At 71.7% G+C, this 20,899-nt stretch carries 22 protein-coding genes; 14 read left to right on the forward strand and 8 right to left on the reverse strand.

Going from position 1 to position 20,899, the window contains the following annotated elements:
* Nucleotides 1-121: 121 nt before the first annotated feature.
* Nucleotides 122-823: a FadR/GntR family transcriptional regulator gene (locus ACLJT4_RS36040; protein ID WP_016575954.1), complete on the reverse strand. Its 702-nt coding sequence runs from the start codon at nucleotides 821-823 to the stop codon at nucleotides 122-124.
* A 151-nt stretch (nucleotides 824-974) separates the two neighbouring features.
* On the opposite strand from ACLJT4_RS36040, the gene ACLJT4_RS36045 reads away from it, so the two are divergent.
* The 4 genes from ACLJT4_RS36045 to ACLJT4_RS36060 all read left to right on the forward strand — a co-directional run bounded on the left by ACLJT4_RS36045 (nucleotide 975) and on the right by ACLJT4_RS36060 (nucleotide 3,632).
* Complete coding sequence (locus ACLJT4_RS36045; RefSeq protein WP_411129005.1) at nucleotides 975-2,300, forward strand: CynX/NimT family MFS transporter; 1,326 nt, start codon at nucleotides 975-977, stop codon at nucleotides 2,298-2,300.
* A 163-nt stretch (nucleotides 2,301-2,463) separates the two neighbouring features.
* Nucleotides 2,464-2,580, forward strand: a complete 117-nt coding sequence (locus tag ACLJT4_RS36050) for an SGM_5486 family transporter-associated protein (protein ID WP_018541214.1) — start codon at nucleotides 2,464-2,466, stop codon at nucleotides 2,578-2,580.
* 213 nt (nucleotides 2,581-2,793) lie between these two features.
* The gene (locus ACLJT4_RS36055; RefSeq protein WP_016571711.1) at nucleotides 2,794-3,012 is read left to right on the forward strand and encodes a hypothetical protein; all 219 of its coding nucleotides are present in this window, start codon (nucleotides 2,794-2,796) and stop codon (nucleotides 3,010-3,012) included.
* A 101-nt stretch (nucleotides 3,013-3,113) separates the two neighbouring features.
* Nucleotides 3,114-3,632, forward strand: a complete 519-nt coding sequence (locus ACLJT4_RS36060; protein ID WP_411129008.1) for a SixA phosphatase family protein — start codon at nucleotides 3,114-3,116, stop codon at nucleotides 3,630-3,632.
* Nucleotides 3,633-3,867: 235 nt separating this feature from the next.
* Here ACLJT4_RS36060 and serB read toward each other — a convergent pair whose 3' ends face one another.
* A complete protein-coding gene (gene serB, locus ACLJT4_RS36065) occupies nucleotides 3,868-5,115 on the reverse strand; it encodes a phosphoserine phosphatase SerB (RefSeq protein WP_411129010.1) in 1,248 nt (415 codons plus the stop codon).
* A gap of 451 nt (nucleotides 5,116-5,566) precedes the next feature.
* Between serB and ACLJT4_RS36070 the strand changes: the two genes are divergently transcribed.
* Nucleotides 5,567-8,101 carry an FHA domain-containing protein gene (locus tag ACLJT4_RS36070; RefSeq protein ID WP_411129012.1) on the forward strand — a complete coding sequence of 845 codons (2,535 nt, stop codon included), beginning with the start codon at nucleotides 5,567-5,569 and terminating at the stop codon, nucleotides 8,099-8,101.
* 104 nt (nucleotides 8,102-8,205) lie between these two features.
* Here the strand turns inward: ACLJT4_RS36070 and ACLJT4_RS36075 are convergent, their stop codons facing one another.
* Both ACLJT4_RS36075 and ACLJT4_RS36080 read right to left on the reverse strand, forming a co-directional pair.
* Entirely contained in the window at nucleotides 8,206-8,925 is a 720-nt protein-coding gene (locus ACLJT4_RS36075) for a transglycosylase SLT domain-containing protein (protein ID WP_411129014.1), read from the reverse strand.
* A 339-nt stretch (nucleotides 8,926-9,264) separates the two neighbouring features.
* Entirely contained in the window at nucleotides 9,265-9,996 is a 732-nt protein-coding gene (locus ACLJT4_RS36080) for a nitroreductase family protein (protein ID WP_232817061.1), read from the reverse strand.
* A 416-nt stretch (nucleotides 9,997-10,412) separates the two neighbouring features.
* Here ACLJT4_RS36080 and ACLJT4_RS36085 point away from each other — a divergent pair, with 416 nt between their 5' ends.
* From ACLJT4_RS36085 to ACLJT4_RS36100, 4 genes are all read left to right on the forward strand, one after another.
* Nucleotides 10,413-11,570 (forward strand): GAF domain-containing sensor histidine kinase, encoded by a 1,158-nt coding sequence (locus tag ACLJT4_RS36085; protein ID WP_411129016.1) that lies wholly within the window; start codon nucleotides 10,413-10,415, stop codon nucleotides 11,568-11,570.
* The gene (locus ACLJT4_RS36090) at nucleotides 11,563-12,246 is read left to right on the forward strand and encodes a response regulator (protein ID WP_411129018.1); all 684 of its coding nucleotides are present in this window, start codon (nucleotides 11,563-11,565) and stop codon (nucleotides 12,244-12,246) included. The genes ACLJT4_RS36085 and ACLJT4_RS36090 overlap by 8 nt, the downstream gene beginning before the upstream one ends.
* A gap of 217 nt (nucleotides 12,247-12,463) precedes the next feature.
* Nucleotides 12,464-12,676 (forward strand): chaplin, encoded by a 213-nt coding sequence (locus ACLJT4_RS36095; protein WP_037636040.1) that lies wholly within the window; start codon nucleotides 12,464-12,466, stop codon nucleotides 12,674-12,676.
* A gap of 164 nt (nucleotides 12,677-12,840) precedes the next feature.
* Nucleotides 12,841-13,086 carry a chaplin gene (locus tag ACLJT4_RS36100; RefSeq protein WP_016571702.1) on the forward strand — a complete coding sequence of 82 codons (246 nt, stop codon included), beginning with the start codon at nucleotides 12,841-12,843 and terminating at the stop codon, nucleotides 13,084-13,086.
* A 100-nt stretch (nucleotides 13,087-13,186) separates the two neighbouring features.
* On the opposite strand, the gene ACLJT4_RS36105 is transcribed toward ACLJT4_RS36100, so the two are convergent.
* Nucleotides 13,187-14,002 (reverse strand): hypothetical protein, encoded by an 816-nt coding sequence (locus tag ACLJT4_RS36105; RefSeq protein ID WP_411129020.1) that lies wholly within the window; start codon nucleotides 14,000-14,002, stop codon nucleotides 13,187-13,189.
* Between the two features lie 90 nt (nucleotides 14,003-14,092).
* On the opposite strand from ACLJT4_RS36105, the gene ACLJT4_RS36110 reads away from it, so the two are divergent.
* The 4 genes from ACLJT4_RS36110 to ACLJT4_RS36125 all read left to right on the forward strand — a co-directional run bounded on the left by ACLJT4_RS36110 (nucleotide 14,093) and on the right by ACLJT4_RS36125 (nucleotide 17,362).
* A complete protein-coding gene (locus tag ACLJT4_RS36110) occupies nucleotides 14,093-14,905 on the forward strand; it encodes an ABC transporter ATP-binding protein (protein ID WP_233658332.1) in 813 nt (270 codons plus the stop codon).
* Between the two features lie 156 nt (nucleotides 14,906-15,061).
* A complete protein-coding gene (locus ACLJT4_RS36115) occupies nucleotides 15,062-15,475 on the forward strand; it encodes an NfeD family protein (protein WP_016571699.1) in 414 nt (137 codons plus the stop codon).
* 98 nt (nucleotides 15,476-15,573) lie between these two features.
* Nucleotides 15,574-16,509: an SPFH domain-containing protein gene (locus tag ACLJT4_RS36120; protein ID WP_016571698.1), complete on the forward strand. Its 936-nt coding sequence runs from the start codon at nucleotides 15,574-15,576 to the stop codon at nucleotides 16,507-16,509.
* Between the two features lie 85 nt (nucleotides 16,510-16,594).
* The gene (locus ACLJT4_RS36125) at nucleotides 16,595-17,362 is read left to right on the forward strand and encodes a sulfite exporter TauE/SafE family protein (RefSeq protein ID WP_411129023.1); all 768 of its coding nucleotides are present in this window, start codon (nucleotides 16,595-16,597) and stop codon (nucleotides 17,360-17,362) included.
* A gap of 35 nt (nucleotides 17,363-17,397) precedes the next feature.
* Here ACLJT4_RS36125 and ACLJT4_RS36130 read toward each other — a convergent pair whose 3' ends face one another.
* The 3 genes from ACLJT4_RS36130 to ACLJT4_RS36140 form a co-directional block, all read right to left on the reverse strand.
* Entirely contained in the window at nucleotides 17,398-17,904 is a 507-nt protein-coding gene (locus ACLJT4_RS36130; RefSeq protein ID WP_411129025.1) for an HNH endonuclease, read from the reverse strand.
* Between the two features lie 421 nt (nucleotides 17,905-18,325).
* Nucleotides 18,326-18,865: a YbhB/YbcL family Raf kinase inhibitor-like protein gene (locus ACLJT4_RS36135; protein WP_411129027.1), complete on the reverse strand. Its 540-nt coding sequence runs from the start codon at nucleotides 18,863-18,865 to the stop codon at nucleotides 18,326-18,328.
* A 42-nt stretch (nucleotides 18,866-18,907) separates the two neighbouring features.
* Complete coding sequence (locus ACLJT4_RS36140) at nucleotides 18,908-19,690, reverse strand: sporulation protein (protein WP_411129029.1); 783 nt, start codon at nucleotides 19,688-19,690, stop codon at nucleotides 18,908-18,910.
* A gap of 154 nt (nucleotides 19,691-19,844) precedes the next feature.
* Between ACLJT4_RS36140 and ACLJT4_RS36145 the strand changes: the two genes are divergently transcribed.
* On the forward strand, nucleotides 19,845-20,495 hold the full coding sequence (locus ACLJT4_RS36145; RefSeq protein ID WP_411129031.1) for a DNA-3-methyladenine glycosylase: 651 nt from the start codon (nucleotides 19,845-19,847) through the stop codon (nucleotides 20,493-20,495).
* Nucleotides 20,496-20,899: the final 404 nt, after the last annotated feature.

Consider the following 20,899-nt stretch of genomic DNA (forward strand, 5'->3'; position numbering starts at 1 on the left):
TGTGCGGCGCCCTCGGGGTGTCCGTGCGTCGGAGCGTCCGTGCGTCCGGGACGTCCGGCATCGCTCCGGAATACCCCCCACCCCCGCCACGTTGTGGCCCCGCAGGGGGCGCTCCCGTCCCCTACGGGACCTGTTCGACCGCCCCTAGGGGCCCGGCGCCCAGCCGGCAGCCGAAGGGGTGGGCGCTGGCTTCGGCGGCGGCGCGTTCGCCGTCCCCGGCGCGGATCGCCGCCACCAGCCGTGCGTGGTCCATGTGCGCCTCGGGGCGCAGCACTTCGCCGACGTCGGCGCGCAGGAACTCGCGCAGCACGCCCCCGAGGTCGGCGTAGATGTCGGCCAGCACGTCGTTGTGCGAGGCCGCCACGACCGCCATGTGCAGCGTCGCGTCCGCCTCCACGAACGCCTCCGCGGCGCCCGATTCCCAGGCCCGTTCGCGGCGCTCCAGGAGGGCGTCGAGCTGGCGCAGGTCCTGTTCGGTGCGGCGGTGCGCGGCGAGCCGGGCGGCCTCGGTCTCCAGCGCGGAGCGCAGTTCCGCGACGTGCCGGGGGTCGGCGTCGGCGAACCGGCGGTTCATCACCCCGGCCAGTTCGCTGGTGGCGACCACGTAGGTGCCCGAACCCTGCCGGATGTCGAGGAGCCCGTTGTGCGCCAGGGCCCGGACCGCCTCGCGGACGGTGTTGCGCGCCACCCCGAGCTGCTCGACGAGTTCCGGCTCGGTCGGGATGCGGGACCCCACCGGCCAGTCGCCGGACGTGATCTGGGCACGCAGCTGCGCGATCACCTGGTCGGCCAGCGCGGACCGGCGGGGCGAGGTCAAGGGCATGGCTGGGCTCCGGGGTGCTGGGGCCGGTGGGCCGGGTGGACGGCGGCGGCGCGGACGGCGGTCCGTCGGGGTCCGTGGCGCCGTGCGGGTGGGCCGAGGCTACCGACTGCCGCTGGACAACTATTCATCCCATGATTCTATGATGACCCCTATGGCAGACGAAGACCTCGCGACCCTCGGCCCGGCCGCCGAGCCCCGGACCCCCGCATCCCCGCCCGCCGACGCCGGAGCGGCGCGGCCCTCCGCCACACCCGAGGGCGTCCCGGAACGCGGCTCGGCACCGCGCTGGCTGCCCGGGATCGTGATCGCCGGTCTCGTCCTCGCGGCCCTCAACCTCCGGCCGGCGATCACCAGCCTCGGCGCGCTCCTGAAGGAGGTCCGCGACGGACTCGGCATGAGCGGCACCGTCGCCGGTCTGCTGACCTCCGTGCCGGCCCTGTGCTTCGCCGTCTTCGGCTTCGCCGCGCCCCGGCTGGCCCGGCGCTGGGGGCCCGGCGCGATCGTCTGCGCCGGGATGGTGGCGATCGCGGTGGGCGTCGTGGTGCGCCCGTACGCCGGCGGTACGCCCGGCTTCCTGGCCGGCAGCGCGCTGGCGCTGGCCGGCATCGCGGTCAGCAACGTGCTGCTGCCGGTGGTCATCAAGACCTGGTTCCCCGAGCGGGTCGGGCCGATGACCGGGCTCTACTCGATGGCGCTCGCCCTGGGGACCTCCCTCGCGGCGGCGCTCACCGTCCCCATGACCGCTGGGCTCGGCGGCAGTTGGCGCACCGGACTGGCCGTGTGGGCGCTGCTCGCCGTGCTCGCGGTGGTGCCGTGGCTGGTGGTGGTGCTGCGGCGCCGGCCGGCCGGATCACCCTCGGCACCGGCGGGCGGCACCCCGGCGACCGCGGAAACCCCCATACGGATCACCTCGTCGCCGACCGCCTGGGCGCTGGCGGTCTTCTTCGGCCTCCAGGCGACCGCCGCCTACATCACCATGGGGTGGATGCCGCAGATCTTCCGCGACGCCGGGGTCTCGGCGGGCACCGCGGGGGTGCTGCTGGCCGTCACCATGGCCGTCGGCGTGCCGCTCTCGTTCGTGCTGCCGCGGCTGGCGGCCCGGATGCGGCACCAGGGGCCGCTGGTGGTCGTCCTGGGCGTCTGCGGGCTGGCCGGCTACACCGGCCTGGGGTTGGCGCCGGCCGGCGGGGCCTGGGTGTGGGCGCTGCTGATGGGCATCTCCAACTGTGCCTTCCCGCTTGCCCTGACGATGATCGGGATGCGCTCCGTGAGCGCCGCCGGCGTGGTCAAGCTGTCCGCCTTCGCGCAGAGCGTCGGCTATCTGATCTCCATCCCCGGGCCGCTGCTGGTCGGCACGCTCTACCAGCACAGCGGTGGCTGGGGACTGCCGATCGCGCTGATGATCGGGTTGATGGTGCCGCAGATCGCGGTGGGCGTGCTGGCGGGCCGCAACCGCCGCATCGAGGACGAGCGGTGACGGCGGCGGTCGCGGGCTGAGCGCCGTCGGCCCGTCGGCCCGTCGGTGCGGGGCGCGGAGGGTGCCGTGCGGACGGTGCCGTGCGGACCGCGTGCCGCGCCGCTCGCACCCGGTTGCGAGCCCTGGCGGGAGCGGCGCGGCGGGCGGGTGCGACACTGGGCGCATGCCAGTGCTCGAACCGAATCCGCAGGGCAGCCAGAAGAAACTGCTGCTCGTCCTGGCCCTGATGCTCGGGGTGACCGTCGTCGTCGGGATCATCGCGAGCATCGCCGCGCCATGATCCCGAGGCGGCCGGCCCCGCGGCCCGGTCGCCGTGACCCGAGGTGGGGTTGTCCCCCGATCCCCTAGGGGGCGGGCGTCAGGGATCAATGGGTGGTTTCCCGGATGGGAAGGGCCGCCGCGACTGCGTAGCGTCGTCGTCACACCGCGGAACCGCGGTGGGCGCGCCGCCGTTCGCGGCCGCGCCGGTCCCGCGACCCCTTGGGAGCCCGCCATGTCCGCCGCGTTCAGCCGCCCGTCCGCAGCCCGGGCACCGCGTCTGCGGAAGGCCCTGCCGTGGTGGGGGTTGGCGCTGCCGACCGTCTCGTTCGTCGTCCTGTTGGTGCTGGTGGCGAGCCCGGGCACGGCGAGTGCCGCCGGTGCGCCGCGGGCCCCGGAGAGCCTGGCGCCGCTGCTGGAGTTCCTCGCCCGGGTGCTCCGGCTCGGAGGGTGAGCGCGGCCCGCGCGCCGGGGCCTCCCGACGGGGTCACCCGGCAGGACGGAGCGCCTCAACACCCCGCGCCGGGCGGCGGGTTTCGTGCGAAGCTGGGACGCATGAGCGTCGATACACCCCGCCGGATTGTCCTGCTCCGACACGCAAAGGCCGAATGGTCGGACGAGAGCGACCATGAGCGTCCGCTCGCCGATCGCGGCCGCAAGGATGCCCCGGTCGCCGGCCGCTGGCTGGCCGGTGCCGGTGTCACCCCCGAACTGACCCTCTGCTCGACGGCCACGCGCACCCGCGAGACCTGGAAGCTGGCCGTCTCCGAGCTTCCGCAGCGACCCAAGACCGTCTACGACGAGCGGCTCTACGAAGCCTCCCTCGGCGAGCTCATCGCGATCTTGAACGAGACCTCCGACGAAGTGAGCGACCTGATGGTCGTCGGGCACAATCCCGGCGTGCACGCCCTCGCCGACGCCCTGGCGGGGGAGGCCGACGGGGATCTGCTGGCGCGGATGAACCGCAGCGGCTTCCCCACGTCGGCCGTGGCGGTGCTGACGTTCACCGGCTCCTGGAAGTCGGTCGAGCACGGCGTCGGCCGGCTCGTCGCGTTCTGGTCGCCGCACGCCTAGGCGCGCGGCGACGCCCGGCCCCAGCGCGCGCCCGTCCCGGCCGCGCACCGGTCACCGGGGCGCCCGTCCCGGGCGGTGAGCGGCCCGCGGCGGCGGGTGACTGACGACGAGGCCCCGGTGCGCGAGGTGCGCACCGGGGCCTTCCGGCTGTCCGGGGCCGGAGACGGCGAGCGGAGCGGGGCCCGGGCGGGCGTTCCCCGGGGGAACGCGAGCACCGGGCCCGCGGCCCCGCGGCTCACTCCACGTGGGTGTCCGCCGCCTCGACCTCTTCGCGGGTGATTCCCAGCAGATAGAGCACGGTGTCCAGGAACGGCACGTTGACGGCGGTGTGTGCGGCCTCGCGGACCACCGGCTTGGCGTTGAAGGCGACCCCCAGCCCGGCGGTGTTGAGCATGTCCAGGTCATTGGCGCCGTCGCCGATCGCGACGGTCTGCACCAGCGGCACCCCGGCCTCGTGCGCGAACTGCCGCAGCAGCCGGGCCTTGCCGGCCCGGTCCACGATGGCGCCGGTGACCCGCCCGGTGAGCTTGCCGTCGACGATCTCCAGGGTGTTGGCGGAGGCGAAGTCCAGCCCCAGCTCCTCCTGGAGGGCGTCGGTGACCTGGGTGAAACCGCCCGACACGACGCCGACTTGGTAGCCGAGTCGCTTGAGGGTGCGGACCAGGGTGCGCGCTCCCGGCGTGAGCCGCACCTCCTTGCGGACCAGGTCCACCACGGACGCGTCCAGGCCGCGGAGCAGCTCGACGCGGGCGTGCAGCGACTGCTCGAAGTCCAGCTCGCCGCGCATCGCGGCGGCCGTCACCTCGGCGACCTCGGCCTCGCAGCCGGCGTGCGCCGCGAACAGCTCGATGACCTCGTCCTGGATGAGGGTGGAGTCGACGTCCATCACGACCAGCCGCTGCGCCCGGCGCTGCAGCCCGGCCGCGACCACCGCGACGTCCACCCGGAGCTTCGCCGCCTCCGGCGCCAGCACGGTGCGCAGTGCCTCGGTCTCGGCCCCGGAGACGGCGAACTCCACGGCCGTCACCGGATACTTGGCGAGCCGGAAAATACGGTCGATATTGCCCCCCGTGGCCGTTATGGCCGCGGCGATGGCGGCCGTCGACTCCGCGGTGAGCGGGTGTCCCAGCACGGTGACGTGGGACCGGCCGACGCCGCGCGGGCGGTTGTCGCCGCGGCCGGAGATGATCTCGGCCTGGAGGTTCAGCGATTCGGCCCAGCTGTGCACGGTGGCCCTCAGGTCGCCCTCGGAGGACCCGGTGGTGCCCTGGTCGGGGTACGGGGTGGTGACCAGCACGCACAGGGTGATGCGGCCCCGGGTCACCACCTGCTCGATGTCCACGACATCGACGGCGTAGGCGGCGAGGGTGTCGAACAGGCCCGCGGTGATGCCGGGCCGGTCCTTCCCGAAGATCTTGACGAGGAGTGTCGGTTCGTCTTCGCCTGGTGCGGCGGCGGCAGGCGGGGTCTGCGATGCGCTCATGGTGCCTTTACGGTAACCGGCGGGCGACCGCGGCCGTACGCGTGTCCGGGGATCGGACCCGCCGCCCCGACGCACGCGACCGCCACCGGGCCGGTCCGTCGCCGGCGCTCCACCGGGTGCGCGTGATCGTTATGGACTCGTGTCCGGGGTCGTCGGGTTGCACCGGGCCGGGGGACCCGGCTGGCGCTCCAACTCCCCTTTTGATATGGCGTTTTCCGGTCCGCGGCGGAAGTGGGGAGCGCCCTCGGTGCGTCGAATGGCCTGAATTCCTGGCATTTCAGGCAGAGCGGGCCCTTCCGGCTCTCCGGGAGGGTTCGCCGGATGTGGCGGGAGCGCCCCGTTCCCCGCTCCCGTCCCGGTTTCCGGTCGGTGGGCCGAGCCTGAAATAGTTCTGCACGATGTTCGCCATCCCTAGACTTCCCATACAGGGCGTCACTCGGGGGACTATGTAATGGGGCATGGAGTGCCTGAACTCGTACTGGAACTGAACGGAAGGACCTGGACCCTCGATCCGTCCCGGTCCTACAGCGTGGGCCGTGATCCGCAGGGTGACTTGGTGCTCGACGACGCCAGGGTCTCCTGGCGACACGCCACCCTCCGGTGGTCCGGCCGCAGCTGGCTCATCGAAGACCACGGCAGCACCAACGGCACCTACGTGCAGGGCCAGCGCGTCCAGCAGCTGGAGATCGGCCCCGGCGCCGCCGTCCACCTGGGCAACGCCACCGACGGCCCCCGGCTGAGCCTGTCCGCCGCCGCGGCGCCCGCCGACGCCTTCAGCGCGCAGCCCGCAGCGGCCGCGCCGCACCAGGGTTGGCAGGCTCCGCCCGCGCAGCAGCAGCCGGCCCAGCAGGGCTGGCAGGCCCCGCCGCAGGGCCAGCAGCCGTACGTCCCGCCGCAGCAGGCCGCGCCGCAGCAGGCCGTCCCGGCGCAGCAGCCCGCGCAGCCCCAGCAGCAGCGCGCGGCCGAGCCGGCCCAGGGCGGCGACCGCAGCCCGACCACCTTCCACCGCCTGGACACGGGCCGGGTGATGCGCATCGGTCGCGCCCTCGACAACGAGCTGGTCGTCTCCGACCTCCAGGTCTCCCGCCACCACGCGGAGTTCCGGGCCACTCCCGACGGTCGGTTCGAGATCCGCGACCTGGGCAGCCACAACGGCACCTACGTCAACGGCCAACCGGTCCCCAAGTCCGGCAGCGCCCCCGTCGGCCCGAACGACACCGTCGGCGTCGGCCACTCCACCTTCCGGCTGGTCGGCGACCGCCTGGAGGAGTTCGTCGACACCGGCGAGGTCTCCTTCTCGGCCCGCCACCTCACCGTCACCGTCGACGGCGGCAAGCAGATCCTCAAGGACGTCTCGTTCGGCGTCCCCGAGAAGTCGCTGATCGCCGTCATCGGCCCCTCCGGCTCCGGCAAGTCGACGCTGCTCAAGGCGCTGACCGGCTACCGCCCCGCCAACCAGGGCGACGTCCTCTACGACAACCGGAACCTCTACAAGCACTTCGCCGAACTGCGCCAGCGCGTCGGCCTGGTCCCGCAGGACGACATCCTCCACAAGGAGCTGACCGTCCAAAAGGCGCTCCGCTACGCCGCGAAGCTCCGCTTCCCCGGCGACACCGCGGAGTCCGAGCGCGAGGCCCGGATCAACGAGGTGCTGCGCGAGCTCAAGCTCGACATCCACAAGGACAAGAAGATCACCTCGCTCTCCGGAGGCCAGCGCAAGCGCGTCTCGGTCGCCCTGGAGCTGCTGACCAAGCCGTCGCTGATCTTCCTGGACGAGCCGACCTCGGGCCTCGACCCGGGCATGGACCGCGACGTCATGCAGCTGCTGCGCGGCCTCGCCGACGACGGCCGCACGGTGCTGGTGGTCACCCACTCGGTGGCCGAACTCGCCCTGTGCGACCGCCTGTTGGTGATGGCCCCGGGCGGTTCGGTGGCCTACTTCGGTCCGCCCGAGGAAGCGCTGAACTTCTTCCAGTACGAGACCTGGGCCGACGTCTTCTCGGCGTTCGAGAACTACCGGGACTACGACTGGGCGGGCCGCTGGCGCGGCTCCCCGCACTACCAGATGTACGCCGCCGACCTCGACGCCGCCCCGCCGCAGTCGGTCAACGTCCAGGCCCCGCCGGCCCGCATACAGAAGTCGCAGAGCTGGGGCTCCCAACTCTGGACCCTGATGCGCCGCTACGTCTCGGTGCTCGCCTCCGACCGCGGCTTCCTCGCCCTGATGGTGATCCTGCCGGCCGTCCTCGGCGTGGTCTCCCTGCTGATCCCCAGCGACTACGGCCTCGGGTACGGCCCGGTCGCCAGGCACCAGACCAACCGCGACGCGAGCACCATCTCGCTGATCCTCGCGGTCGGCATGTGCTTCTCCGGCGCCGCCAACTCGGTCCGTGAGCTGATCAAGGAGCGGGTCATCTACGAGCGCGAACGGGCCACCGGCCTCTCGCGGTCGGCGTACCTGATGTCCAAGATCATCGTGTTGGGTGTGGCCACCGCCCTCCAGGGCGTGATCATCGCGGCGATCGGCTTCTCCACCCGCCAGATGCCGTCCCAGGGCCTGATCGTCGCCAAGGCCCCGGCCGTCGAGATGACCATCGCGATCATCGCCCTCGGCTTCACCTCGATGATGGTCGGCCTGATCATCTCGTCGCTGGTCAAGACCGCCGAGAAGACCATGCCGCTGCTGGTCATGTTCGCCATCGTCCAGGTCGTCTTCACCGGCGTCCTCTTCCAGCTCTTCGACACCGTCGGCGTCTCCCAGTTCTCCTGGCTGATGCCGTCCCGTTGGGCGGTCGCCGCACTCGGCGCCACCGAGGACATGAACACCCTGCTGCCGTGGGAGCCCGGCAACCCGGACCCGCTGTGGAAGCACCAGACCGGCGTCTACGTCATGGACGTGGTCATCCTGGTCACCCTGGGCGTGGCGCTCGCCTTCGTCGTCGCGCGGCTGCTGCGCCGCCACGAGCCGGAGGTCATGCGCAAGTAGCGCCCGCGGTCACCGCCACGCACGCCCGAGGGGCGGCACCCGGAATCGGGTGCCGCCCCTCGGCGGTGTGCGTGCGGTGCCGCGGTCCGCGGTGTACGTCCGGCTCAGTAGGCCGAGTTGACGTTGTCCATCGAGCCGTAGCGGTCGGCCGCGTAGTTGCAGGCGGCGGTGATGTTGGCGACCGGGTCGTAGATGTTCCAGGAGGTACCGGCGACGTGGTACTGGCGGAACGTCGGGTCGATGACCTGGAGCAGGCCCTTGGACGGGATGCCGGCCTGGGCGTTGGAGTCCCAGAGGTTGATCGCGTTGGGGTTGCCGGACGACTCGCGCATCAGGTTGCGGTAGATGCCGTTGTAGCTGCCCGGGATGTTGTTCTTGCCCATGATGTCCAGCGACTCGCGGATCCAGCCGTCCAGGTTGTTCGGGTAGACCTTCACCGGCTTCTGGACGGCGGCGGGGATGGCCTGGCGGACGGCGGCGCGGCTCGCCGCCTCCTTGACCTGGCGCTCCTTCTCGACCTTCGCCTTCGCGGCGGCCTCGGCCCGCTGCTTGGCAGCCGCGGCGTCGGCCTTGCCCTGGGCGGCGGAGGCGTCGGCCTGCTGGGCGATGGTGGCCTGCTGGGCGCGGGCGGCGGTGTCGACGGCGCTGAAGGCCACCGGCTTGACGTTCAGGCTTGCGGAGGCGGCCTCGGCCTTGCCCTGGCTGGCGTCGGCACCCGGGACGGCGGTGAAGACCAGTGCGGCGGCACCCGCGGCGGCGACGCCGGCGGCGGTGAGCTTGTGGACACGGGTCAGTTTCAGACCGGAGACGGCGTACTTGGACATGGCGGCTCGACCTCTTCCAATGGGGTGCGTCGCACGGGCCATGAGCGGCGGCAGAACGCCGAGTTCTCATCACGGCGCCGAGCGACGGGTGCCATTCTTAGCGGCCGAAAATTCGCCGAGCAATGATGTGACGTACGACCCCGGTTAGTGGAACCGGGCCGGCCCGGAATGCGTCCGGACGGGAATATTCCCAGTTCAAACACGATCCTTATGTCCACTAACCAGGGTCGTAAGTGACCTGCGCCCTATGCGCGGGGTCACACCGGGCCGGGGTTTATCTCGCCGGCAGTAATTGCAATCGCACAGGCTGTGCGCAGCCTATGGAAGGGCTGTACGCCGTCAAACCTCTACCAGCACTTGGTCAAGGGTCTTTCGTACGAGATCGGGCACCCGACAGTCCGCCGCGGGGTACCCGACCGGGATCACCGCGAACGCCTTCTCGTTGGCCGGCCGCCCCAGCACCTCCTGGAGGAACCGCATCGGACTGGGCGTGTGCACCAGCGCCGCCAGGCCCGACAGGTGCAGCGCGGACAGCAGCATGCCGACCGCGATGCCCACCGACTCGTCCACGTAGTAGTGCTTGCGCTTGGTGCCGTCCGGCCCCAGCCAGTGCCGCTGCTGGAAGACCACGATCAGGTGCGGCGCGTCGGTCAGGTGCGGCTTGACCTCGTCCGTGCCCAGCGGTCGCAGCGCCGCCAGCCACTCCTCGCCCAGCCGCCCCTCGTAGGAGCGCTGCTCCTCTGCCTCCGCGGCCGCCCTGATCCTGCGGCGCACCTCGGGGTCCTTGACCAGGACGAACGTCCACGGCTGCTGGTGCGCGCCGGACGGCGCGGTGGCCGCGCAGGCGAGGGCGTCCCGGACCACCTGTTCGGGCACCGGGTCGGTGGAGAACTGCCGGACGGTCCGCCGCCGGTCCATCCGCTCCCGCAGCTCGGCGGCGCGGGCCAGCGACTCGGCCGCGGGCATCCGCTCGGGCCGGTACGGCACCGACCGGTAGGGCTCTCCGTGGGTGGGCGTCCAGTGCTTCGTCGTGGGGGTGGGCGCGGGGTGCGCCTGAGATGAAGAGGACATGTCCAGAGTCTGGGCCGCCATGGCGGTGAGGGGCACGGATCCCTGCAGGCGTGCCCGATACCGCCCGCCTCTCCGACGGGATCGACGCGAAGCCGCCCATCGACCCCGCCCGGCTTGTCCCTATATAAGGGGACAAGCTCTTATTTCATCTCCATGTGGCGACCCGACTCGCGTCTACCGCTCCACTAAACCCGCTCGTACGACATCTCTACGTAAGGGGAATCTCTCCGCTCATAAGGCGCACCCCTATATAGGGAACATGAATAAGGACATAGCGGAATAAAAGCTAATGAAAGCGGGCAGGGAAGGAGGGGTGCGCGGAGCCGGAGCGGGGCGTTCGGCCTAGGCCCGCCGGCGTAGGCACAGGGCGTCGGCGGACCGATACGGGCCGCTCGCCGCGCCGGTACGGTGAGCACATGAGCAACGGACCGGGGGCCGGAATCCCCGCGGTGAGCACCGCGATCCTGGCCATGAGCAGGCATCTGGAGGTGCGCGACGTCCTCAAGACGATCGTCGCCTCGGCCCGTGAGCTGCTGGACGCCGAGTACGCCGCGCTCGGCGTACCGGACGACCACGGGGGCTTCGCACAGTTCGTCGTGGACGGCGTCAGCGCCGAGCAGTGGAAGGCCATCGGCCCGCTGCCCCGCCAGCACGGCATCCTCGCCGCGATGCTGCACAACGCCACCCCCGAGCGGCTCGCCGACGTCCGCGAGGACCCCCGCTTCGGCGGCTGGCCCGCCGCCCACCCGGACATGTCCGACTTCCTGGGCCTGCCGGTCGCCGACGGCGACGAGATCCTCGGCGCCCTCTTCCTCGCCAACAAGCGCTGCCCCGAGACCCCTCCTTCCCGCAGGGACGGCTGCCTCTTCACGGAGGAGGACGAACGGCTCCTGGGCATACTCGCCCAGCACGCCGCCATCGCCCTCACCAACGCCCGCCTCTACGAGCGCAGCCGCGAGCTGACCATCGCCGGCGAGCGCGCCCGGCTCGCCCACGAACTGCACGACGCGGTCTCCCAGAAGCTCTTCTCGCTCCGGCTCACCGCCCAGGCCGCGACGGCCCTGGTCGACCGCGACCCGGCCCGCGCCAAGGACGAGCTGCACCAGGTCGCCGCGCTGGCCGCGGAGGCCGCCGACGAGCTCCGGGCCGCCGTCGTGGAGCTCCGCCCCGCGGCCCTCGACGAGGACGGCCTGGTGGCCACCCTGCGCTCCCAGGTCCAGGTCCTCGACCGGGCCCACTCCGCCCGCGTCACCTTCACCGCCCAAGGCATCCGGGCCCTGCCGAACGCCCAGGAGGAGGCGATGCTCCGGGTCGCCCAGGAGGCGCTGCACAACGCGCTGCGGCACTCCGGCGCCGGACGTGTCGAGGTCAGCCTCACCCGGTTCGGTCAGGGCGCCCTGCTGCGGATCGCCGACGACGGGTGCGGCTTCGACACCCGCGTGGTCCGCCGGGCCGGCCGGCACCTGGGCCTGGTGTCGATGCGCGACCGCGCCGGCGGCGTCGGTGGCACGCTCACCGTGGAATCGGAGCCCGGCACGGGCACCACTGTCGAGATGGAGGTGCCCGGTGGCTGACAGCACGCGGGGCGGTACGGAACGGGCCACGGGCGAGGGGCGCGCGATCCGCGTGCTGCTCGTCGACGACCACCAGGTGGTGCGCCGCGGCCTGCGGACCTTCCTGGAGGTCCAGGACGACATCGAGGTGGTGGGGGAGGCGTCCGACGGCGCTGAGGGCATCGCCGCCACCGAGCAACTGCGCCCGGACGTCGTCCTCATGGACATCAAGATGCCCGGCATGGACGGCATCGAGGCCCTGCGCCAGCTCCGCACCCTCGACAACCCGGCCAAGGTGCTGGTCGTCACCAGCTTCACCGAACAGCGCATGGTCGTCCCGGCGTTGCGCGCGGGCGCCGCCGGCTACGTCTACAAGGACATCGACCCGGACGCCCTGGCCGGCGCCATCCGCTCGGTGCACGCCGGGCACGTCCTGCTCCAGCCCGAGGTGGCCGGCGCCCTGCTCTCCCAGGAGGAGGGGAACGGCGGCCAGGGCCGGGGGAGTTCGCTCACGGACCGCGAGCGCGAGGTGCTGGGGCTGATCGCGGACGGCCGGTCCAACCGCGAGATCGCCCGCGCACTGGTGCTGTCGGAGAAGACCGTCAAGACCCACGTCTCCAACATCCTGATGAAGCTCGACCTCGCCGACCGCACCCAGGCCGCGCTGTGGGCCGTCCGACACGGCATCGGGGCCTGAATCCCGGGGCGAACCGACATCGTGACGGGCCGTCAAAACGATGAACCGAACGTCGCCTCGCGCATCCGAGATTCATACTGTCGTGTATACGTAGCCCATTTGGCGTATCCCAGCTCCGTGCCGGGCCGTTTCCCAGTGCAGTCGTGGCGGCTGGCCACGGCATCGGCAACGAGGAGCAAGCTAAGTGAAGAACATCAAGCGGGTTGCGGCCATCACGATGGCGGGCGCCGGTCTCGCCCTGGCGGGCGCCGGCGTCGCCTCCGCGCACGACGGCCCGCAGGCCCAGGGTGCCGCGGTGCAGTCGCCGGGCGTCATCTCGGGCAACGTCGCCCAGGTGCCCGTGCACGTCCCCGTGAACGTCTGCGGCAACACCGTCTCCGTGATCGGCCTGCTCAACCCGGTCTTCGGCAACACCTGCCTCAACAAGTGAGGCCCGGAGCTTCCGCTCCGACCAGCTGACTCCTGCGCCGGGCCGTCACCGGCCCGCGCGGGTCACTTCGGACCGGCCCCGCCCAGCCCTGGCCGTGCGGCTGGTCCGCCCTCCACATACACCGTCATTTCGGCCCTGTGCCAGCACGTGAGGAACACGCCACCATGAACAGCGTCAAAAAGGCCGCCCTTGTCCTTGCCACCACCGGTCTCGCCGTCGGTGCCGCCGCCGGTTCGGCGTTCGCCCACGACGGTGCGCACGCCGACGGCAAGGCCCTGAACTCCCCGGGCGTGGGTTCCGGCAACCTCGTCCAGGCCCCGGTGCACATCCCCGCGAACGTCACCGGCAACAGCGTCAACGTCGTCGGCGTGCTCAACTCCGCCTTCGGCAACCCGGCCGTCAACAACTGACGCCGCCGGCCCGGGACAACTCCCGGGCCGTCCGGGGCAGTTCAGCCCGGTCCTCCCAGGTCCCGCCGGCCGCTCCATGGCCGGCGGGACCTGCTCCCGTTCACTCCCGGCGCCGCTCCTGTTCCTCCACCGCGGAGTTGTACGCCGCCACCTGCGCCCGGCGGGCGGTCCGCTCCACCGGCCGCAGCGCCTCCGCGCGGGCCGCGATCTCCGAGGAGCTGACGGCCGCGCCGTGCTCCCGGCCGTCCCCGCGCGCGGCCCCGGCGATGTCGATCAGCGCGCCGACCCGCTGGGCCAGCTCCAGCACCCGCACGGCGCGCGGCGGATAGCCCGGCGCCAGCACCTGCCGGCCGGCCTCCGCCCGCGCCCGGTACGCCGCCAGCGCCGCGTCGGCCACCGGGCCGGATCCGGCCACGTCCAGCCGGGAGAGCAGCTCCGTCGCCTCCCGCAGCGCCTCGGCCAGCTCCCGCTCCGCCTCGCCCAGCGACGGGACGTCGGCCGGTGGGGCCTCCCGGGCCGGCAGGCAGCGCCAGACCACCTCGACGTGGACGTCGGGGCCGGCGGCGCCCTCGGGCCCCGCCTCGAACACCTCCGGCACCAGTCCGAGCCCGGCGCCCTGGGCGAGCACCGCCTCACCGGCCTCCAGCGCCCGCGCGTTGAACTCCGGCGGGCCGCTCAGCCCCAGCGGATGCCCCGGCACCGGCAGCGCCACCCGCAGGCCGGTCGCGCCGAGCGCCCGCAGCCGCCCCAGGGCGAGTGTCAGACCGACCGGGGCGCCCTCGCCGGGCAGGCCCTCGACGCGGTGCACCGCGTCGTCGTCCGCGATGTGGTGTGCGGCATCATCAGGTGAGACAAAACCGGCCAAAAGGGCATTTCCCCATGCCGCCAGCCGTCCTGAACGAGGTTCGTCGAGCATGGTCCCCAGCCTAGGGAACGGCACTGACAACGAGTGGCGTAGGTTTGCAGGGGGGCTGCGCCTACAGGCGCACACGACGACCGAGAAGCAATGGGAGACAGTGCGCTCATGAGCGATGTGCTGGAGCTGGTGGACGTATCCGTGGTCCGCGAAGGACGGGCTCTGGTGGACCAGGTCTCGTGGTCGGTGAAGGAGGGGGAACGCTGGGTGATCCTCGGCCCCAACGGCGCCGGCAAGACCACGCTGCTGAACGTCGCCTCCAGCTACCTCTTCCCGAGCGCCGGCTCCGCCCGGGTCCTCGGTGAGCAGCTGGGCCGCGTCGACGTCTTCGACCTGCGCCCGCGCATCGGTATCGCCGGCATCGCGCTCGCCGACAAGCTGCCGCGCAGCCAGACGGTGCTGCAGACCGTCCTCACCGCCGCCTACGGCATGACCGCGAGCTGGCGCGAGGACTACGACGACATCGACGAGCAGCGCGCCCGGGCCTTCCTCGACCGCCTCGGCATGAACGCCTACCTGGACCGGAAGTTCGGCACCCTCTCCGAGGGCGAGCGCAAGCGCACCCTGATCGCCCGCGCCATGATGACCGACCCCGAGCTGCTCCTCCTCGACGAGCCCGCCGCCGGTCTCGACCTCGGCGGCCGCGAGGACCTGGTGCGGCGCCTCGGCCGGCTCGCCCGCGACCCCTTCGCCCCCTCGATGATCATGGTGACCCACCACGTCGAGGAGATCCCGCCGGGCTTCACCCACGTCCTGATGATCCGTCAGGGCAAGGTGCTCACCGCCGGCCCGCTCGACCTGGAACTCACCTCCAGCAACCTCTCGCACTGCTTCGGCCTCCCGCTCGTCGTCGAGCACAACGGCAACGACCGCTGGACCGCGCAGGGTCTGCCCCTCAAGTAAGGCCGACGGTCGCCCGTCATCGCCCCTGATGCGCACTCCGCCCGGATTCGTTCGGGCGAGGGGAGCCCCCACCGCGCCGCGGCGGACGACGGCTGACCGATCGCGCCCTGTCCCCGGGCCGCCCGGCCGATCTACCATGAGCCCGTGGATCCTTGGGTGTGGTGGCTCATCGCCGCCGTGGGGCTGGGCATTCCGCTCGTCGTGACCGCGATGCCCGAATTCGGGATGTTCGCGGTCGGCGCCGTCGCCGGTGCCGTCACCGCAGCGCTCGGTGGCGGCACCGTTGCGCAATTCCTGGTGTTCGTCGTGGTGTCGATCGCGCTGGTCGCCGTCGTCCGACCGATCGCCAACCGCCACCGCGGCCAGGGACCGCGGCTCGCCTCCGGCATCGACGCCCTCAAGGGCAGGTCCGCCACTGTCCTGGAGCGGGTCGACGCCGGGAACGGCGGCCGCATCAAACTCGCCGGCGAGATCTGGTCCGCCCGCGCCCTCGACGGCGACCGGGTCTACGAACCGGGCCAACAGGTCGACGTGGTGGAAATCGAAGGCGCCACCGCCCTGGTCATCTGACCGAACCCGATGCGCGACGCCCCGCACCTCTGAAAGACTGATCAACAACAAGCCGGCCACGGCCGGACGGACCAGCAACGAAGGGCACGGGAGCCGCTGTGGAACCGATCATCATCGTCCTGATCATCCTGGTGGTGCTCGTGTTCATCGCACTCATCAAAACGATCCAGGTCATCCCCCAGGCCAGCGCGGCCATCGTCGAGCGCTTCGGCCGCTACACCCGCACGCTGAACGCCGGCCTGAACATCGTCGTCCCCTTCATCGACACCATCCGCAACCGCATCGACCTCCGCGAACAGGTCGTGCCGTTCCCGCCGCAGCCGGTGATCACGCAGGACAACCTCGTCGTCAACATCGACACGGTCATCTACTACCAGGTCACCGACGCCCGGGCCGCCACCTACGAAGTCGCCAGCTACATCCAGGCGATCGAGCAGCTCACCGTCACGACGCTGCGCAACATCATCGGCGGCATGGACCTCGAGCGCACCCTGACCTCCCGCGAGGAGATCAACGCGGCGCTGCGCGGCGTCCTCGACGAGGCCACCGGCAAGTGGGGCATCCGCGTCAACCGCGTCGAGCTCAAGGCGATCGAGCCGCCGACCTCCATCCAGGACTCGATGGAGAAGCAGATGCGCGCCGACCGGGACAAGCGCGCGGCCATCCTCCAGGCCGAGGGCGTCCGGCAGTCCGAGATCCTCACCGCCGAGGGCCAGAAGCAGTCCGCGATCCTGCGCGCCGAAGGTGAGGCCAAGGCCGCGGCCCTGCGTGCCGAGGGCGAGGCCCAGGCGATCCGGGTGGTCTTCGAGTCCATCCACGCCGGTGACCCGGACCAGAAGCTGCTGTCGTACCAGTACCTCCAGATGCTCCCGAAGATCGCCGAGGGCGACGCCAACAAGCTCTGGATCGTCCCCAGCGAGATCGGCGACGCCCTCAAGGGCCTCGGCGGCGCCCTCGGCAACTTCAACCCCGCGGGCGGCGCCAACATCCCCAAGCCCGGCGGCCCCGAGCGCCAGGCCCCGCCCATCGACTGACGACGCGCCAGCACTCGTGCATGATCAGGGTTGCCCCTCGACCTCCGTGGCGGGGAGGCAACCCTGATTCTGTAAGGAGAACGGCTTGTCCCTCTGGGAAGCAGTCGCAGTCTTCGCCGCCGGCCTGGGCGCCGGCACCATCAACACCATCGTCGGTTCCGGAACCCTGATCACCTTCCCGGTCCTGCTGGCCTTCGGCCTCCCGCCGGTGACCGCCAACGTCTCCAACTCCCTCGGCCTGGTGCCCGGTTCGATCAGCGGCGCGATAGGGTACCGCAGCGAATTGCGCGGCCAGCGGCGCCGCGTGCTGCGCTTCTCGGTCGCCGCGCTCATCGGCGGACTGCTGGGCGCGTTCCTCCTACTGGCCCTGCCCTCCAGCGCCTTCGACGCGGTGGTCCCCGGCCTGATCGCCGTCGCCCTGGTGCTCGTCCTCGCGCAGCCCAGGCTGGCCGCCGCGGTCCGCGCGCGACGCGCCCGCAACGGCACCACCGCCCATCGCGACGGCGGCATCGCCCTGTTCACCGGCCTCCTGCTCGCCAGCGTCTACGGCGGCTACTTCGGCGCCGCCCAGGGCATCATCTACCTCTCCCTGATGGGCGTCCTGCTCAGCGACGACATCCAGCGCCTGAACGCCCTCAAGAACGTCCTCGCCGCTCTGGTCAACGGCGTGGCGGCGCTCTTCTTCCTCTTCGTCGCCCGCTTCGACTGGACCGCGGTCATCCTGATCGCGGTCGGTTCCGCGCTCGGCGGTCAGATCGGGGCGAAGATCGGCCGACGGCTGCCACCGGCCGCCCTACGCGGCGTGATCGTCGTGGTCGGGCTGGTGGCCATCGTCCAACTCCTCCTGAAATAGCGGAAGTCGGACGACGCCACCAGCCGCCCGCGGCGTTACGCCGGGAGCGCCCGCAGCCACTCGGGCAGTTCGTCCCGGACGGACATCCCCAGGGCCGACACCAGCGCATCCGCCGGGGTCGGTTCGAAGGGCCGCCGGAGCAGCCGCATCCCCGCCTGCTCCGGCGTCCGGTCCGCCTTGCGGTGGTTGTCCTCCGCGCACGAGGCGACGGTATTCAGCCAGGTGTCCCCACCGCCGTGCGACCGCGGCAGAACGTGGTCCACGGTCGTCGCCCGCTTCCCGCAGTACGCGCACCGGTGCTGGTCACGGGCGAGCACCCCGCGCCGCGACCACGGCGCCCGTCTTCGAAACGGCACCCGGACGTACCTGCTGAGCCTGATCACCCTCGGCACCGGCACGTCCATCGACGCCGCCCGGATCCGCAGCCCCGGGTGGGCGTGCTCGACGACCGCCTTGTCCTGCATCACCAGCACCACCGCACGCCGCAGCGACACCGTAGCCAGCGGCTCGAAGCTCGCATTCAGCACCAGCGTCTCGCGCATCCCGTCCACCTCCCGGACCCCGATCGCCGCCGTGGCGAAGTGGCTCCACTGTGCAGGGGCAGGTATTTCCCGGACAACGCAATTTCCGTGTGCCACAAGGGAAATGGCGGGTGAGCGCAGCATGAAGAAGGGGTGCGCCGGAACGGCGGCAGCAGCGCGGTGCGACGCGCGAAAGGGAGTGCGCTCCGGGTCCCGGCCCCCGTGACACCCGGAACCCGGAGCGAACGGCAGCCGGCGCGGACGCCCCGTGCGTGGGGCTCCGGCGAACGGGGGCGCACACACCGGCGCCCCGGTGCTCCCGCCACTGCGGTACCGGCTGCCCGCCGCCTCGTGGAGGCGGCGGTACGGGTACCACTGTGTGTGCGGGGAGCACCGGGGCGCAACGCATTTCCCGGGCCCGACGACCCGACCGGTGTCGGCGCTAGCCGGCGGCGGGCACCTCGTACTCGCCGATCAGCTGGGCCCGCCCGAGCGTGTGGAACCGCAGGTTGAAGCCGATCACCGCGGGCGAGGCGTCCGCGTCGGGGCCCAGCTTCTCCTGGTCCACCGCGTAGACGGTGAACACGTAGCGGTGCGGCCCGTCACCGGGCGGCGGCGCGGCGCCTCCGAAGTCCCGCGTCCCGTAGTCGTTGCGGACGTGCACGGCCCCCTCGGGGAGGCCCTTCATCTCGCCGCTGCCCGCCCCGGCCGGCAGCTCCGTCACCGACGCCGGGACGTCGAACAGCACCCAGTGCCAGAACCCGCTGCCGGTCGGCGCGTCCGGGTCGTAGCAGGTGACGGCGTAGCTCTTGGTCCCCGCGGGCGCCCCCTCCCACCGCAGCTGCGGCGAGCGGTTCCCCTCGGCGAACACCTGCTCCGGCCGGAGCGTCCCGCCCGGCTCCACCTCCTCGCTCACCACGGTGAACTCCGCCACCGGCGGGTGGAAATCGTGCGGGAGCGGCCGCCGCTTCAGCTCGGACACCTCGGACCTCCTGGTCGCTTGCTGACACTCTGTCCGGCCAGGTTAGAGCCAGTTGCGCCGCCCGCCGACCTCGGCCAGCCAGTGGTTCAGATAACCCGCCCAGTCGGTCGCCTCGAAGTCTCCCAGCCCCACCGTGAACGACCGGTAGGTGTCCGACCCCTCGCTGAACAGGCCCGGCTTCTTGTCCATCTCCAGCACCACGTCCATCTCCTGGTCGTCCGCCACGAAGGACAGCTCGACCTCACTCAGCCCGCGGTACTGGGACGGCGCCGAGAACTCGATCTCCTGGTAGAAGGGCAGCCGCTGCCGCGTCCCGTGGATCTGCCCCTGCTCCAGGTCGGCGGACTTGAAGCGGAACCCGAGCCGCTCGAAGGCCGACAGGATCGCTTGCTGCGCCGGCAGCGGATGCACCTGCACCGGATCGAGGTCGCTGGAGTCCACCGCCCGCGCGATCGCCAACTCCGTCGTCACCCCGACACTCATCCCCGGCAGCGGATGCCCCGGGAACGCGGTGACCGGCGTCTCCCAGGGGACCACCAGCCCGAACGGCACCGTGTGCACCGCCCCGGCCTGCACGTCGAAGGCCCCGCCCAGCTGCGCCCGGTGGAACGCGACGTCCCGCCGCACCTCCTCGTCCCCGTGCTCGATCTCGACCCGCGCCTGCAGTCCGACCGACAGTCCCTGGATGGCCTGCGGCACCGACCCGCCCTGGATCCGCACCTCGCCCTGCACCACCCCGCCGGGCACCACGTTCTCCTCGAAGAGCACCGTCTCCACGGACGCGCCCCCGGCCCCGAGACTCGCCAGCAGCTTCCTGAACCCCATGCCCGTCCTCCCCTGACGCAACGCGTCGTTCCGCCCAGCCGGTCGATCGTGGCCCGATCCTTGCGCACCGCGGAGCGATCGACCCAATTCCGTTTCCACACCCGCCCAAACCGCCCCGGCAGCCCCCCACTCCGCTCCACTACGCTCGGAAGCCATGACCGACGTACCGGACCGCACCCCGCTCCCACGCGACTTCTTCGACCGCCCCGTCCTGGACGTCGCCCCGGACCTGCTGGGCCGCACCCTGGTACGCCACGGCCCCGACGGCCCGATCGAACTCCGCCTCACCGAGGTGGAGGCGTACGACGGCGAGCGCGACCCGGGCTCGCACGCCTACCGGGGCCGCACCGCCCGCAACGCCACGATGTACGGCCCGCCCGGCCACGCGTACGTCTACTTCATCTACGGCATGTGGTTCAGCATCAACCTGGTCTGCGGCCCGGAGGGCAAGGCCGGCGCGGTCCTGCTCCGTGCCGGCGAGGTGCTCACCGGCACGCAGCTGGCCGCCGGCCGCCGTCCCAAGGCCCGCAACACCCACGAGCTCGCCAAGGGCCCGGCCCGTCTGGCCACCGCCCTCGACATCGACCGCTCTCTGGACGGCATCGACGTCTGCGCCCCCGCCGACACCCCGATCACGATCCTGCACGGCACCCCGGCCCCGCTCGCCCGGGTGCGCAACGGCCCGCGCACCGGTGTCGGCGGCGACGGCGCCGACCACCCGTGGCGCTACTGGATCGACGGGGACCCCACCGTGAGCCCCTACCGTCGCCACACCCCCAGGCGGCGCACCACCACGGCTACTTGACTCTGTCCTGCCAAGCGCCTAACGTAGCCCGAGCCGTTGGACACGGGCAGCGCTATCTGCGTGACCCGGAAGCGGCGGAAACCCACTACTTCGATCGACTCCCTGACGGGTCTTCTTCGGCGTTGCCGGAAATGAGACCCGAGCGGCCCGATTATGAGCCGTCAGGGAAAGCCGCTAAAGTGGTGGACACGCCGAAAGGCAAATCATTCCGACAAGAATTCGGAGCCGAATTCGAGAAGGTTGCGCCTCATCGAGGAGCGGGCCGGACACGAAAAAGGATCTGATAAAGTCGGAAAGGTCGAGAAGCGAAAGCGAATCGGCCGGACCCCGCTCCAGCAGGGGGCCAGAGACGGAAACGGATCTGGTAAGGTTGGAACCGCGAGAAAGCCGAAAGGCCGGATCGC

The sequence above is a fragment of the Streptomyces sp. x-19 genome (assembly GCF_046549115.1).
Lineage (GTDB): Bacteria > Actinomycetota > Actinomycetes > Streptomycetales > Streptomycetaceae > Streptomyces > Streptomyces albulus_C.

Coding starts and splice junctions, on each gene's coding strand:
- ACLJT4_RS36040 (WP_016575954.1), bottom strand. CDS start 823: ATGCCCTTGACCTCGCCCCGCCGGTCCGCGCTGGCCGACCAGGTGATC.
- ACLJT4_RS36045 (WP_411129005.1), top strand. CDS start 975: ATGGCAGACGAAGACCTCGCGACCCTCGGCCCGGCCGCCGAGCCCCGG.
- ACLJT4_RS36050 (WP_018541214.1), top strand. CDS start 2,464: ATGCCAGTGCTCGAACCGAATCCGCAGGGCAGCCAGAAGAAACTGCTG.
- ACLJT4_RS36055 (WP_016571711.1), top strand. CDS start 2,794: ATGTCCGCCGCGTTCAGCCGCCCGTCCGCAGCCCGGGCACCGCGTCTG.
- ACLJT4_RS36060 (WP_411129008.1), top strand. CDS start 3,114: ATGAGCGTCGATACACCCCGCCGGATTGTCCTGCTCCGACACGCAAAG.
- serB (WP_411129010.1), bottom strand. CDS start 5,115: ATGAGCGCATCGCAGACCCCGCCTGCCGCCGCCGCACCAGGCGAAGAC.
- ACLJT4_RS36070 (WP_411129012.1), top strand. CDS start 5,567: ATGGGGCATGGAGTGCCTGAACTCGTACTGGAACTGAACGGAAGGACC.
- ACLJT4_RS36075 (WP_411129014.1), bottom strand. CDS start 8,925: ATGTCCAAGTACGCCGTCTCCGGTCTGAAACTGACCCGTGTCCACAAG.
- ACLJT4_RS36080 (WP_232817061.1), bottom strand. CDS start 9,996: ATGTCCTCTTCATCTCAGGCGCACCCCGCGCCCACCCCCACGACGAAG.
- ACLJT4_RS36085 (WP_411129016.1), top strand. CDS start 10,413: ATGAGCAACGGACCGGGGGCCGGAATCCCCGCGGTGAGCACCGCGATC.
- ACLJT4_RS36095 (WP_037636040.1), top strand. CDS start 12,464: ATGGCGGGCGCCGGTCTCGCCCTGGCGGGCGCCGGCGTCGCCTCCGCG.
- ACLJT4_RS36100 (WP_016571702.1), top strand. CDS start 12,841: ATGAACAGCGTCAAAAAGGCCGCCCTTGTCCTTGCCACCACCGGTCTC.
- ACLJT4_RS36105 (WP_411129020.1), bottom strand. CDS start 14,002: ATGCTCGACGAACCTCGTTCAGGACGGCTGGCGGCATGGGGAAATGCC.
- ACLJT4_RS36110 (WP_233658332.1), top strand. CDS start 14,093: ATGGGAGACAGTGCGCTCATGAGCGATGTGCTGGAGCTGGTGGACGTA.
- ACLJT4_RS36130 (WP_411129025.1), bottom strand. CDS start 17,904: ATGCGCGAGACGCTGGTGCTGAATGCGAGCTTCGAGCCGCTGGCTACG.
- ACLJT4_RS36140 (WP_411129029.1), bottom strand. CDS start 19,690: ATGGGGTTCAGGAAGCTGCTGGCGAGTCTCGGGGCCGGGGGCGCGTCC.
- ACLJT4_RS36145 (WP_411129031.1), top strand. CDS start 19,845: ATGACCGACGTACCGGACCGCACCCCGCTCCCACGCGACTTCTTCGAC.